Annotated in this window: 13 protein-coding genes, 1 tRNA gene and 1 pseudogene; 5 read left to right on the top strand and 10 right to left on the bottom strand. The window is 62.9% G+C overall.

Going from position 1 to position 12605, the window contains the following annotated elements; translation table 11 throughout:
* Nucleotides 1–20: 20 nt before the first annotated feature.
* Complete coding sequence (locus ACNEOT_RS05420; RefSeq protein ID WP_415972751.1) at nucleotides 21–1124, top strand: DNA alkylation repair protein; 1104 nt, start codon at nucleotides 21–23, stop codon at nucleotides 1122–1124.
* A gap of 286 nt (nucleotides 1125–1410) precedes the next feature.
* Here ACNEOT_RS05420 and ACNEOT_RS05415 read toward each other — a convergent pair whose 3' ends face one another.
* The 5 genes and pseudogenes from ACNEOT_RS05415 to ACNEOT_RS05395 all read right to left on the bottom strand — a co-directional run bounded on the left by ACNEOT_RS05415 (nucleotide 1411) and on the right by ACNEOT_RS05395 (nucleotide 4551).
* Nucleotides 1411–2655, bottom strand: coding sequence for a hypothetical protein (locus ACNEOT_RS05415; RefSeq protein ID WP_415972750.1), 1245 nt, complete (start codon nucleotides 2653–2655; stop codon nucleotides 1411–1413).
* Nucleotides 2642–3232, bottom strand: a complete 591-nt coding sequence (locus ACNEOT_RS05410; protein WP_415972748.1) for a hypothetical protein — start codon at nucleotides 3230–3232, stop codon at nucleotides 2642–2644. Before ACNEOT_RS05410 ends, ACNEOT_RS05415 begins: the two co-directional genes overlap by 14 nt.
* 98 nt (nucleotides 3233–3330) lie before the next feature.
* A complete protein-coding gene (locus tag ACNEOT_RS05405; protein WP_415973718.1) occupies nucleotides 3331–3495 on the bottom strand; it encodes a hypothetical protein in 165 nt (54 codons plus the stop codon).
* 224 nt (nucleotides 3496–3719) lie between these two features.
* Nucleotides 3720–3809: pseudogene (locus ACNEOT_RS05400) on the bottom strand (DUF2510 domain-containing protein); the annotation flags it as partial.
* Between the two features lie 112 nt (nucleotides 3810–3921).
* Nucleotides 3922–4551: a hypothetical protein gene (locus ACNEOT_RS05395; RefSeq protein WP_415972747.1), complete on the bottom strand. Its 630-nt coding sequence runs from the start codon at nucleotides 4549–4551 to the stop codon at nucleotides 3922–3924.
* A gap of 120 nt (nucleotides 4552–4671) precedes the next feature.
* Between ACNEOT_RS05395 and ACNEOT_RS05390 the strand changes: the two genes are divergently transcribed.
* The 3 genes from ACNEOT_RS05390 (at nucleotide 4672) to ACNEOT_RS05380 (ending at nucleotide 5682) form a co-directional block, all read left to right on the top strand.
* Nucleotides 4672–4872, top strand: a complete 201-nt coding sequence (locus ACNEOT_RS05390) for a hypothetical protein (RefSeq protein ID WP_415972745.1) — start codon at nucleotides 4672–4674, stop codon at nucleotides 4870–4872.
* 143 nt (nucleotides 4873–5015) lie between these two features.
* Nucleotides 5016–5348, top strand: coding sequence for a type II toxin-antitoxin system RelE/ParE family toxin (locus ACNEOT_RS05385; protein ID WP_415972744.1), 333 nt, complete (start codon nucleotides 5016–5018; stop codon nucleotides 5346–5348).
* 37 nt (nucleotides 5349–5385) lie between these two features.
* Nucleotides 5386–5682: a helix-turn-helix domain-containing protein gene (locus tag ACNEOT_RS05380; protein ID WP_415972742.1), complete on the top strand. Its 297-nt coding sequence runs from the start codon at nucleotides 5386–5388 to the stop codon at nucleotides 5680–5682.
* A gap of 512 nt (nucleotides 5683–6194) precedes the next feature.
* On the opposite strand, the gene ACNEOT_RS05375 is transcribed toward ACNEOT_RS05380, so the two are convergent.
* Nucleotides 6195–6267 (bottom strand) — tRNA-Thr (locus ACNEOT_RS05375).
* A gap of 67 nt (nucleotides 6268–6334) precedes the next feature.
* On the bottom strand, nucleotides 6335–7030 hold the full coding sequence (locus ACNEOT_RS05370) for an SDR family oxidoreductase (protein ID WP_415972740.1): 696 nt from the start codon (nucleotides 7028–7030) through the stop codon (nucleotides 6335–6337).
* 88 nt (nucleotides 7031–7118) lie between these two features.
* Here ACNEOT_RS05370 and ACNEOT_RS05365 point away from each other — a divergent pair, with 88 nt between their 5' ends.
* Complete coding sequence (locus ACNEOT_RS05365) at nucleotides 7119–7649, top strand: CGNR zinc finger domain-containing protein (protein WP_415972739.1); 531 nt, start codon at nucleotides 7119–7121, stop codon at nucleotides 7647–7649.
* Here the strand turns inward: ACNEOT_RS05365 and ACNEOT_RS05360 are convergent.
* From ACNEOT_RS05360 to topA, 3 genes are all read right to left on the bottom strand, one after another.
* The gene (locus ACNEOT_RS05360; protein ID WP_415972737.1) at nucleotides 7646–8833 is read right to left on the bottom strand and encodes a DNA polymerase III subunit delta'; all 1188 of its coding nucleotides are present in this window, start codon (nucleotides 8831–8833) and stop codon (nucleotides 7646–7648) included. The two genes, ACNEOT_RS05365 and ACNEOT_RS05360, sit on opposite strands and share 4 nt — an antisense overlap.
* Nucleotides 8834–8860: 27 nt before the next feature.
* A complete protein-coding gene (locus tag ACNEOT_RS05355) occupies nucleotides 8861–9418 on the bottom strand; it encodes a DUF3558 family protein (protein WP_415972735.1) in 558 nt (185 codons plus the stop codon).
* 122 nt (nucleotides 9419–9540) lie between these two features.
* A complete protein-coding gene (gene topA, locus ACNEOT_RS05350; protein ID WP_415972733.1) occupies nucleotides 9541–12510 on the bottom strand; it encodes a type I DNA topoisomerase in 2970 nt (989 codons plus the stop codon).
* Nucleotides 12511–12605: the final 95 nt, after the last annotated feature.

Below are 12605 nucleotides of genomic sequence, written 5' to 3'. Positions count from 1 at the left end.
ATCTCGGGTAAGAAGCTCTCATGCCTTTCGCCGACGAACTCATCGGCCCGGACGCAGCGCGCACGCTGTTTCGGACCATGCACACCGCCGCACCGAACGCTGATCTGTCGGTACTGCGAGGGGCGGCAGATCAATTGGGCCCGCTCGCGCTACGGGTGCGCGCCGATCTGTTACGCGATGCCCTTCTCTCGGGACTGCCCGGCAACTACGCGGAGTTCGCCCGCATCATCCGACTCGCTGCCGAGGATCCGGACTTGCAAGGCTGGTCGATCTGGCCCGTCACGAGCGCCGTCGCCATGAAGGCCGTCGACGAGCAGACCGATGCCGCATTCGACGACGGGTTGACGCTTCTCGCCGAACTCACCGGCCGACTCACCTCGGAGTTCGCCATTCGCACTTTTTTGCGAGCCGATCTGGATCGGTCGCTCGCAATTGCGCTGGAATGGACGCGATCCTCGGACGCACATGTGCGTCGTCTGGCATCGGAAGGCACTCGCCCATACCTGCCGTGGTCGGTGCGAGTCCCCGAGATTCTTTTGCGGCCAGGCGTCACGGTCCCGATTCTGGACGAGCTCTACCGGGACGACAGTGACTACGTTCGGCGTTCTGTCGCGAACCACCTCAACGACTTCAGCCGAGACGTCCCGGACTTGGTGGTATCCACCGCGTCCCGGTGGCTCGAAAGTCCGGACGCCAACACCGACCAGCTTGTGCGACATGCACTTCGGACGGTGATCAAGAACGGACACCGCGACGCACTCGCCCTGCTGGGGTTCGCTCCGGCCGACCTGGAGGTGACAGGACCTTCCGTCGAAATCGCGGAACTGCGGATCGGGGAGAGCCTGCGCTTCGAGGCTTCGATCCGCAATGTCGGCACCGAACCCGCCAAGCTCGCGATCGACTACATCGTTCACCACACCAAAGCCAACGGCGGGGTGACGGGGAAGACGTTCAAGCTGACGACGAAAACGATCGCGCCCGGTGAAAGCATCGACGTCGGTCGGCAGCATTCCTTTCGGGCGCTGACCACGCGCAAGTACTACCCCGGCCCGCACGCCATCGAGCTCCAGATCAACGGCGTGAGTTCCGGCCGCGCAGAGTTCGTGCTCGTGGATTCGAAGTAGCTGTGAGACAGAAACAGCGGCTATGCGAAGTGCATAACCGCTGTTCCGAAACGTGTCGGAGCCGCCTAAGAGAATCGAACTCTTGACTTTTCATTACGAGTGACAAATACGGAATGGTCCCCGCTCCGCTAGGGTACATACGACCTGCTCAGGCCCCGACCAGCTGCTCGCTGATTCCACGCAGGACTCGGCAACAGTCAGCATTCTGCGACCACATCACGTCCACGATCCGTCCTGCTCATCTGCTCAATCACGGCCGCGGGAAGGTCGATCGTTGCCGCGTATGTCACGCGCCCCAGACCAGATCGAACCACTGTTTCCGCCACAGACCGAACTCGTGTTCCCACCGATCGTTGTGGTCCTCGTGTGCCTTGAGCAGACTCCTGGTGGCTTCCCCGCCGTAGCGCTGTAATGAGTCTCTCCCCAATAGCAGTGAGATCGTCTTTGGGTACGAGGCACCTCGACTGACCAGCAATTTGGTCACGAAGGAGAAAAGCTCTTCTGCTGCGACTGCTGCGCGTTCGACAGCGGGCCCGTCCACGGTTTCGCCGGCGTGAACGATGCGGTGGCGCGGCTTCGCTACGTCACGCGAGTAGGCGGTGAGCGCGGTCGATGTCTTCATACTCCAGTTTCCACCCAGCCTTGAGGCGTAATTCCGTTTGATCCGATTCGCGAGGGAGTTGTCCCAGCCATCGGCCGCGTCGGCTGGCGTCATCCCCTCTTCCCACATCATTGCTGTGAGGAAATTATCGAGGGCCACTTCGCAAGCGGTCGCATAGGCCACAAGAGCCGCCGGATGGTCGCCACTTGCTGTCGCCGCGCCAGCCCTACCTACGTGATCTCGAACCACTGCTGCCGGTCGGCCGATAGACAACTGGTAGAGAGCCTGGCCTAGTACGACCTCGTCGTCGGCAGAAATCGGATCGCTCGAAACCAGATCCGCCATTGAGTGCTGTAGGAAAATCACCGGACCGTCGCTCCAGTCGACAGTCTCGGCCTTCCGTCTCCCTAGGAGCGTTGGAACAATTGACGAAAGCTGCCTATATAGAACATCTTTGAGCGGAATACCCGTCATCATTCTTAGCGCTCGGATTGTGTCAGCAACAAGCAGATTGGCCAGTGTAACGACGTCGAGAACGCCATCCTGCTGAGTAAACGCGGCGTCCAAGTCGTGCACCGGCACTACGCAGACCGCAACTGTCGTGGCACCAGGAACGTCGGGCTTCTCCGCGGTTGCAGGTTTCGTCCGAGTGTGGCCAAGGAATTCGTCGAGAACTTCTGACGCGATCAGTGTCAGTTCCACGATGGGATGGGTCGGCTTCTCGATACGACGCCAACCGATTTGAACAGGCAGCGGCGTTCTGAGCCAGCGCGAATCGTATGTGTCCTGCGCAATTCCGCGGTGCTGCAGGTAGTCGTCATTGACCATAATCGACGTAACCGTCTCGAGGTGCACGTATTCAGGGAGCGCTAGCGAAATCGCAACCCACTTGTCGAAGTCGGAGGCGGACTCGTGGTCATTCGTTGACATCGGCAGCCCTCTTGGAATTATCAGGGTGTTGATGCGGCTGTTGCACCGCGCCCCGCAGCACGTCGACGAAACTGGCCGTTCGCTCCTTTTCGCCTCGGCGGTCGGCAACGTCGACCGGGATTGACACCGGCTGCAAGTGTGCGAACGATAGCTTGATCGCCGGAATGCGGATCCATCGCTCTCGGCCAGCCGAAGACCTTGCAGATGTGTCTCCGACCAACGCCAGCTCAAGGATCGCGGAGAGTGGCCTGATCCACGCGGCGCGAACCCGAGCGACAGCAGGGTTGATCTGGCGATACCGCTCCTGTTCTTCGTCCAGCGTGTATGTGTCGGCGTCGATCTCGACGTCGACGTGGGCGAGGTGATGTGCCGTCGTGACCCACACGCGCCATGTGCACTTCTCGGAACCATCGGCCTGCCGAATACCCATGACGTACTCGACCCGCGACTGGGTGACCTCCTCATCACCCAAGAGCAGAGCGATCGAGTGGTGGACGATGCTCGGCGGATACCCGCCGATATCCGAGGCGAGGTACGGAGCGCTCTTGTTCCAAGCGTCGTCATTGAGTTTGTGCATGGCGCGGAGTGTAGGACCAACCACCGACAGGCTGCGCAGTTTTTGGCAGCACAAAGGCCCTCCGGCTGACCGAAGGGCCTTTCTACTGGAGTTCACGTCTACCCCTTGGGGTAGGCCGATGCGGCTGCCGTGGGGAGTTGGTACGAGATGATCGTGTACGGGCCTTCGTCGTCGAGAATGCTCGTCGACGGGCCGTGGGCCACCGAGGTGACAGCGGCCTGAAGGCCACCGTCGTAGGCCAGAGTGTCTTTGGGCCTGTACATGTTCGGAGCATCGGCAGTCTGGACTGGTTCCACTGCCGCGACGGTCTCAGCATTGTCCGACGTCCGCGTTCGAGTGATGCCTGGGTCGCGGTGTTGTTCTCGATCGCAGACACGGCCATTCCACCGATGAACACCACGAGGAAAATCACGCAGAGGGTCTGCAACGTCTTGTTCGGCTTCTTCGCCGCCGGCGACAGGGTCGCCACGGTGTGCGGTACGGGGCGCGACTGGACGGCTGGAGTCCACTGCGCACCGTCCCAGTAGCGCGTCAACGTGGGATCGACCGGGTCCGGGTACCAACCTGCGGCTGTCATGCGTAATGGTCACCAGAGAAGCCTGGTGGAAACCGGGTCCGTGATGCGTTGCACGTTAACGTCATTCAACCGGATGACATGGGCCAAGGCTCGTGCCACAGACGGGGCTCTATCAAAGCTTCGAGGCCTTCAGTCGGCCGGCGATCGTATTCAGCGCCGCCACACCCTTCTGCAACTGCGCTTCGGGTGCACGACTGCTCTCCACCCAAGTACCCGCCTTGACCACCCGCAGATCAAGGTGAAACACATCGCTGTACCGATCCGGCTCACCACGGGAGTTGGTATCCGCTGACTCGCAGTCGACTGTAACGGTGACCATTTGAGGCGGCTCTGTCGATTCGTCGAAGTCCCAATACGTGTTCCGCAGCTCGGCCCCTGGCATCAAGGTTGGGATTGGACCCGCATACCGGCGGTTGATGAACAGAGACGGGCTTTGCTGGCCTACATCGTCAGGTTCGTCTGAGAGTGGTGGGTCGAACGTGACGCGAACGTTCCGGGCAACGGAGGGACCGAAATTCCTGACTATCAGGTTGACGACGTCTCGAGCCCACCGGTCTGGAATGAGTTCCGCACCGACCATTGGTCGAGAACGACTCTTGCTGTCACGTTTCGACCGGCGCAGCGTTCTTATTCCAACTCCTGCAGCCGACACTGCGGCGCCCATCGATACAGCGGCAGCAGTGGCCGAAACACGACCCGTGTTGAACCAGCCCCACGCATCGCCCACCCACTCAATCGACATCAATGGAGAGTAGTCCGTCGCACCGACAGGGCCAGAACGATCGACCAACGGCCGAGACGGGACATCGACTGCTCGCGAACTGCCGCCACCGCGGACTTCACTTCGATAGCGTGTCAACACATGGGATTACGAATTACGTACCCAGACGGCACCACCGAAGTTCATCCACGCGTCCACTCATTCAACACGCACAGCGGACACCTTGTCGCACGCAACGAGGACGGACACGTTCTCTTCGAGTTGGACAACGTGGCCAGCGCCGTCGAGGTGACTCACTCACCCGACAATGAGCCCGAGGGCTGGCGTCAGCCCGGACACTAGCGCCAATAGGCGCTTTGTGTCACCCGTTGAGCACGTTGGTGACGGCTCTCGCACCGTGAACTGGATGGCCGTCAACCCGACCCACCTGCACTTATATCCGTGCCAGTATTGACTGCATATATCGTGAGAGATATAATTTTCGGGTGAAGAAGGTGGTGTGGATCGGTTCGTCCCAGGACGACATCCGAGCGTTCCCGACCGAGGTCAAACAGGACTTCGGCCGTGAGCTGCTGCGCGTCCAGCAGGGCGGGCATCCACACGACGCCACCCCGATAAAGACTGTCGGAAAAGGCGTCTACGAAATCCGGGTCCGTCAGTCCAACAACATATATCGAGTGTTCTATGTCGCATCCTTCGGCGACTACGTATATGTACTGCACTCGTTCGTGAAAAAGACGCAGACCACGTCACCTAAGGACATCGCCAAAGGTCAAGCCCGCTACACCACAGCGCAGCACCACGCGGCGGGGACCTGACACACCCAGCACTACTCACCCAGCACAGGACCCCCACATGAGCAACAACGACACGAAAGTCACCGTCACAGACGATATCTGGGACGCCCTCTACGAAGACCCGGTCGAAGCAGAACTGGTCCGGGTCAAGTCCACGATCATGGACGCTCTGCTCGCACACATGACTGCCCAGGGCTGGGATCAGACCGAGGCCGGAATGCATTTCAGCGTCACACAGCCACGGATCTCTCAGCTCAACACCGGGAAGCTCTCGAAGTTCACCACCGACGCTCTGCTCAAGATGGCCGCGAACGCAGGCCTGCACGTAGACGTCAGATTCCTCGAGACAGCCTGACCGAAGCTAGTCACTGATGGCCCCCACCGATTCACGTCGGTGGGGCCATTGCTGTCTGCCCAGACGAGACGGCCACGCGCACGCGTGCGCGTGTGCGCGCACGCGTGTCCAACCGAGACCGGACGCGACGTCCCTGGTCTCGGTTACACCCCCGCTTCATTCAGTCCTCTTGACCTGCTATTGCTCGCAGTTACCGAAGTGCCGGCTCCACGACCTTCGACCCCTCGCCGCGACGCTGATGTTGATAAACGGAGTGCCCCTCGCACTGGCGTCCAAGACCCTGCGTCACTCGCAGGTGTCGATCACGGCCGATCTGTACGACCATCTGACGCCTGAGGCTGACGCACTGGGGACAGCACTGGATGTGGCCGACGCAGAAAGGTCAGCCGAGAAGCAAGCTCGTGAGCGCGATGCAACCACATTGCGACCACATCAGCCGGCCTGACGCTCACCCGAGCAGGACATGAAGAAGCCCCTCACCGGATCCCGCTGGTGAGGGGCTTTCGTCTCTGAGCCGCCTAAGAGAATCGAACTCTTGACCTTTTCATTACGAGTGAAATGCTCTACCGACTGAGCTAAGGCGGCGTGCCTTTCGGCGTTGGTGAGTCTAACGGAGCATCACGTCGAAACGAAAATCGCCTCCCCTCGCCGGTCAGCCAGCGAGGCCCAATCCCTCTGCCGGTCCGCTGAGGATCGACTTGACGTGCCTGGTCAGATCGTCGGCGAGCACTTCCGTCTCGCCGGCTTCGACCGCGTCGAGCACCTGACGCACCACGTCTCGTGGGTCGTTCTTCGGCACGTCCAAATCAGCGATCATGTCGGTGTCGGTGTATCCCAGATGCACCCCGACGACGAGCGTCCCCTGGGGTGCGAGCTCGAGCCGAAGCGAGTTGGTGGCCGACCAGATCGCCGCCTTCGACGCCCCGTAGGCACCCGCGCCGCCGAGCCACGACAGCACCGAGTGGATGTCGATCAACGCCCCGCCGCCGTTCGCCTTCAGGATCGGCGCGAACTCCTGCGCAATTCGCAGCGCGCCGAACACGTTGGTCTCGAACACCGCGCGAACGTCGTCGATCGGTGTCGTCAGCAACGGTCCCGTTCCGGGAGCGCCGGCGTTGTTGAAGACGATCGATACATCCGACGCGATATCACCAAGCGCTGCAACGGAATCGGCGTCGGCGACATCGAGGGCAACCGGCACCACCCGCGGATCGGAGTCCTCTCGCGGGCTCCTCGCCGTCGCGTAGACCTTCGCGGCCCCACGCTCGAGCAACGCGTCGACCGTTGCTTTACCCAGACCGCGCTGACCGCCGGTCACCAACACTGTTGCTCCTGAAATCGACACCATGGTCGTCGCCCTTCCAGACAGAGGTCAAATGCTTTTGATTCTGTCATTCCTAGTTGACCCAAACGACATAGTCAAATAGGGTTCACATATGTCACCGAGCCGTTTGCCGTCGCCGACGGAGCGCTTTCGCCTCGCTCCGGCACCGGACGGTCTGAGCGTCGTTCAAGACCTGCTGAACACGCGAGCCATCGCCCCCTACGGCCTGCCCGATCTCATCGCCGACGGCGACACTGCATCCGCCACCTGGGGAGAGCGGCTGTCGGACGACGATGCGGCCACGCTCCGCGCGCTGCGCGCCGACGTCGAGGCAGCCATCGCCGGCGAGCTGGCGCCGATCCCCGCTGTGACCGTCGAACTGGTACCGGACTCCGATGGCTCCGTCCGACTCTCGCCCACCGGCACCGGTGCCGACTACATTGCGTCGCAGATCTGGGCCGAAGTACTTCTCGCCCAACAGGCAGACACGTGGCGTCGACTCAAGAGATGCAAGAACGAGGCCTGCGGATCTGCCTTCTACGATCGCTCCCGCAACAACAGCGGCGTCTGGCACGACGTCAAGACCTGCGGCAACGTTGCCAATCTTCGGGCTTCGCGAGCGCGGAAAAAAGCGCAGGTCTAACGCAGCACGTCGCCCAGCGTCGCAACCATCGCGTAGATGGCGAACTTCGGTTTTGCATTGACAGCCAACGACTCTCGGCATTCGAGGATCGCCTCGATACTCTTCAGCAACGCCTCGGGCGACACCGCTTTGGCCATGCGTTCGACTTGCTCCGCCATATCGGGGTGCGTCGCCGTGGCGGTCGATCCGTACGAGCGCGCCAACGCATCGCGGTACAGACCGACCAGATCCATCAGCGCTCGGTCCAACGAATCACGACCGGTTCTGGTGGCGCGAGACTTCTGCCGCTTCTCGAGATCCTTGAGCACACCGGCCGAACCGCGCAGCGCCCCCGCAGCACCCTTACCGGTACCGCCCGCGCCGAGGGCCGTACGCAATTCCTCGGTCTCGGCCTCGTCGCGGGAGGCACTCATCTCCTTGGCCTCGTCCTCGGCGGCCTTCACCAACTCCTCGGCCGCGAGGTACGCCTGATTGGGCCGCGCTGCAGCCGACGCCAGAGCCAGCGCACGTTTGCGCCGCGCCCGCGCGTCCTCGTCGGTGGCGAGGCGACGCGCCCGGCCCACGTGGCCGCCACTGATCGACGCGGCCCACTCCGCCGTCTCGGCGTCGAGCTTGTCGCGGGTCTGCAGCACCTGGGCGATCGCCGGCACCGTGGGCGTCACCAAGGAGACATGACGGCATCGCGAGCGCAGAGTCACCGAAATGTCCTGCGGATCCACCGACGGCGCACACAGTAGGAACACCGTCCTGGCCGGCGGCTCCTCGACGACCTTGAGCAGCACGTTTCCGGCACCTTCGGTGAGGCGATCGGCGTCCTCGACCACCACCACCTGCCACAACCCCGTACTGGGCCGACGCGAGGCGATGGAGACGATGTCGCGCATCTCCTTGGTGCTGATGCTCAATCCCTCGGGCACGACGCGTCGCACATCGCCGTGGGTACCGGCCATCGTCGTCGAGCAGGCCTGACAATGTCCGCACCCAGGTGAGCCCTCGGTGGTGCACTGCAGCGCCGCAGCGAAGCACAGGGCGGCGATGGAACGTCCGGATCCGGGCGGGCCGGTGAACAGCCACGAATGCGTCATTGCCGACGAATCGACCCCGGTGCGAGCGGCCACCGCGGCGGCCGTCAGGTCGGCCTCGACATCTTCCTGACCGACCAACCGATCGAACACACCCGCCATGACGCCAACCCTAATGGTTGGGACCGACTACTTCGGCGCGGGCAGGTACGGCTCGAGCGAACGCAGGATGTCCTCGGTCGTCGCGCAGGCATCGATCGGTTCCGCGGGTTCGAAGTCGATCTCGATGACGCTCAGGCTCACGTTGCCCGCCGAGGTCTCGGTCTGAGCGTTGCACGACTGGCTCGTACCGTCGTCGTCGAATTTCGAGGTGATTCGAAACAGGTCGAGCTCGGTGTCTCCCACCTTTTTCGAGCGGACGTCCTCCAAGCTCGGGATCGACTCGGGATTGTCGAACAGCATGAACTCGCTGACGGTCATGCTCACCGACAACGAGAAGTCCGAACTCGTCCACACGCAGACGCCGGATGTGTCGGGTGTCCGTGGCGTGACCGAGTCCTTCAGGTCGAGTGCACCCTTCGGGTCCAAGCTCTCGAGCGGCAGCGAGCACGGATCCAACAGCTCCCCTGCGGGCACGTCCGGCCTCGACGCCGAGGACGAGGGCGAGACCTGCGCCCCAGCGGTCGCCCGGCCCTGCACCTCCTGCGAGCAGCCGGCCAGCGTCAGCACTGTGCACCCCAGGGTCACGACCCCGATCATTCTGCGTTTCACGGCAGTGGGACGCGTCCCGACCGCAGAATGTTCCGCGCCGAACTCGAAGCTGTGGCGAGTTTCGGCCGTATTTCCGTCCACAACGTCGAGTTCGACGGCTACTCGCCGTCGGTCTTCTTCGCAGCAGACTTCTTGGCCGGGGCCTTCTTGGCGGGAGTCTTCTTGGCAGCAGCCTTCTTCGCCGGAGCCTTTTTCGCCGCCGCCTTCTTAGCCGGAGCTTTCTTCGCAGCGGCCTTCTTGGCGGGTGCCTTCTTCTTCACCGGACCGCGAGCACGCCTGTCCGCCAACAACTCCGACGCACGATCGTCGGTGATCGACTCCACGTCGTCGTCCTTGCGCAGGCTGGCGTTGGTCTCGCCGTCGGTGACGTACGGCCCGAAGCGGCCGTCCTTGATCACCATCGGCTTCTCACTGATGGGGTCGACGCCCATCTCACGCAACGGCGGCTTGGCTTCACCCTGACGACCCCGACGCTTGGGCTCGGCGTAGATCTTCAGTGCCTCGTCCAACGTGACGGTGAACATCTGGTCCTCGTCGGCGAGCGAGCGAGAGTCGGTGCCCTTCTTCAGGTATGGGCCGTAGCGACCGTTCTGCGCAAGGATCTCTTCCTTGGACTCAGGATCGACTCCGACGAGGCGCGGCAGCGAGAGCAGCTTGAGCGCATCCTCGAGCGTGATGGTCGCGAGGTCCATGGACTTGAGCAGTGAACCGGTGCGCGGCTTGGGGCCGGTCGCCTTCTTCGCTGCCTTCTTCGCCGGTGCCTTCTTGGCCGCAGCCTTCTTCACTGCAGTCTTGACGCCACCGCCCGAATCGTTGTCCTGGGGCACCGGCACGATATCCGGCTCAGGGGGCGCGGGTTCGGGTTCCGGCTCGGGCAGGATCTCGGTGACGTAGGGCCCGAAACGGCCTTCCTTGGCCACGATGTCGTGACCGGTCAACGGATCCACACCGAGCTTGCGGCCCTCTTGCGGTGTGGCGAAGAGCTTTTCGGCGAAGTCGAGCGTCAACTCGTCCGGCGGAAGATCATCGGGCAGATTGGCGCGCTGGCTGATCGGATCCCCATCGGGATCGTCGTCATTTTTGACCATGCGCTCGAGGTACGGACCGTAACGGCCTACGCGCACATGGATTTCGCGACCCTCGGAGTCGTCGAACAGGCGGATCGAGTTGATGGTGCGGGCATCGATCTCTTCGAGATTCTGACCCACCATCTTCTTCAGACCACCGGAGCGCGCCACCGAACCCTCGGCACCGGTCTCGCCGCCGAAGTAGAAGTTCTGCAGCCAATTGCCGCGTCGCTCACGGCCTCCCGCGATCGCGTCGAGGTCGTCCTCCATGCCTGCGGTGAAGTCGAAGTCCACCAGCCGTCCGAAGTGCGCCTCCAACAACGCAATCACCGAGAACGCCACCCACGACGGCACCAGTGCGCTGCCACGCTTGTAGACGTATCCGCGGTCGAGAATGGTCTTGATGATGGACGAATACGTCGACGGCCGACCGATTCCCAGCTCTTCGAGCGTCTTGATGAGCGACGCCTCGGTGAAACGTGCAGGCGGGTTGGTGGTGTGGCCGTCGGGATCGAGCTTGGTTGCCGTCACCGCCTGGCCAGCCTTCAGCGCGGGCAGACGCGACTCGGCGTCGTCGGTCTGACCGCCTGCCTCGTCGTCGACGCTCTCGACGTACGCCTTGAGGAAGCCGGCGAACGTGATGGTGCGACCCGAAGCGGAGAACGTGCACTCCTCGCCTGTGCCCGCGGTTCCGGTGATGCGCAGCGTCAGAGTGGTACCGCGAAGATCGGCCATCTGCGACGCGACCGTGCGCTGCCAGATCAGCTCGTAGAGCCGGAACTCGTCGGTCTGCAGTGCCGAGTGCAGCTGACCGGGGGTCTGGAACACGTCACCGGCGGGGCGGATGGCCTCGTGCGCCTCCTGCGCGTTCTTGACCTTGCGGGTGTACTGCCGCGGAGTCGGATGCACGTACTCGGGACCGTAGAGCTCGGTCGCCTGCGCCCGTGCCGCGGAGACCGCAGATGCGGACAGCGACGTCGAGTCGGTACGCATGTAGGTGATGTAGCCGTTCTCGTACAGACGCTGCGCCACGCGCATGGTCCGCTCGGAGCTGAAGCGCAGCTTGCGCCCCGCCTCCTGCTGCAGCGTCGACGTCATGAACGGCGGGTACGGCTTACGCGTGTACGGCTTGTCCTCGGCCGACGCGACGGTGAGGTCGACGCCTTCGAGAGCGTCGGCGAGGCGTCGGGCACGCGGTTCGTCGAGAACGGTCACCGACTCGGTCTTGAGCTTGCCGTCGGGTCCGAAGTCGCGGCCGGCGGCGACGCGGTTGCCGTCGACATTGACCAAACGCGCACCGAAACTGCGCGGCGTGGCGTCGGCACCGGCGTCGAGGGTGGCGGAGATGTCCCAGTACTCGGCACTGCGGAAGGCCATCCGCTCGCGCTCACGCTGGACGATGATGCGGGTTGCCACGGACTGCACTCGGCCTGCCGAGAGCTTCGGCATGACCTTCTTCCACAGCACCGGGCTGACCTCGTAGCCGTAGAGACGGTCGAGAATACGACGGGTCTCCTGGGCGTCGACGAGGTCTTGGTCGAGGTCGCGAGTATCGGCGGCGGCGGCAAGGATCGCCGGCTTGGTGATCTCGTGGAACACCATCCGTCGAACGGGGACTTTGGGGTTCAGGGTCTCGAGGAGATGCCAGGCGATGGCCTCACCCTCGCGGTCGGGGTCAGTGGCGAGATACAGCTCGTCGGCGTCCTTGAGCAGGCTTTTCAGCTCTGCGACCTTGCCCTTCTTCTCGGGCGAGACGACGTACAGGGCCTCGAAGTCGTGGTCGACGTCCACTCCGAGACGCGCCCAGGGCTCTCCCTTGTACTTGGCGGGAACGTCGGCGGCACCGCGGGGGAGGTCGCGAATGTGGCCCACGGAGGCCTCGACGACGTAGTTGCTGCCGAGGTAAGGGGCAATCTTCTTGGCCTTGGTCGGAGACTCGACGATGACCAGACGACGCGGCTCGGCGGAGCTGTCCCCCGTGCCGTTCTTACGTGCTGCCACCTTGCTGCCGAACCTTCCCTAGTGCGTTTTCACAGACAGATTTGCCCGTCCCACTCCTAACAGACTGACATACGTCGGGCAAATACTCGCAGATC

Origin of the sequence: Rhodococcus sp. 077-4 (assembly GCF_047782425.1) — a bacterium.
In the GTDB taxonomy this organism is placed as follows: Bacteria; Actinomycetota; Actinomycetes; order Mycobacteriales; family Mycobacteriaceae; genus Rhodococcoides.
This window is presented reverse-complemented; position numbering and strand designations above follow the sequence as displayed.

Bases quoted from the DNA above. Each gene is read 5' to 3' on its own strand.
- ACNEOT_RS05420 (WP_415972751.1), top strand. From the start codon at position 21: ATGCCTTTCGCCGACGAACTCATCGGCCCGGACGCAGCGCGCACGCTG.
- ACNEOT_RS05415 (WP_415972750.1), bottom strand. From the start codon at position 2,655: ATGTCAACGAATGACCACGAGTCCGCCTCCGACTTCGACAAGTGGGTT.
- ACNEOT_RS05410 (WP_415972748.1), bottom strand. From the start codon at position 3,232: ATGCACAAACTCAATGACGACGCTTGGAACAAGAGCGCTCCGTACCTC.
- ACNEOT_RS05405 (WP_415973718.1), bottom strand. From the start codon at position 3,495: ATGTACAGGCCCAAAGACACTCTGGCCTACGACGGTGGCCTTCAGGCC.
- ACNEOT_RS05395 (WP_415972747.1), bottom strand. From the start codon at position 4,551: ATGTCGATTGAGTGGGTGGGCGATGCGTGGGGCTGGTTCAACACGGGT.
- ACNEOT_RS05390 (WP_415972745.1), top strand. From the start codon at position 4,672: ATGGGATTACGAATTACGTACCCAGACGGCACCACCGAAGTTCATCCA.
- ACNEOT_RS05380 (WP_415972742.1), top strand. From the start codon at position 5,386: ATGAGCAACAACGACACGAAAGTCACCGTCACAGACGATATCTGGGAC.
- ACNEOT_RS05370 (WP_415972740.1), bottom strand. From the start codon at position 7,030: ATGGTGTCGATTTCAGGAGCAACAGTGTTGGTGACCGGCGGTCAGCGC.
- ACNEOT_RS05365 (WP_415972739.1), top strand. From the start codon at position 7,119: ATGTCACCGAGCCGTTTGCCGTCGCCGACGGAGCGCTTTCGCCTCGCT.
- ACNEOT_RS05360 (WP_415972737.1), bottom strand. From the start codon at position 8,833: ATGGCGGGTGTGTTCGATCGGTTGGTCGGTCAGGAAGATGTCGAGGCC.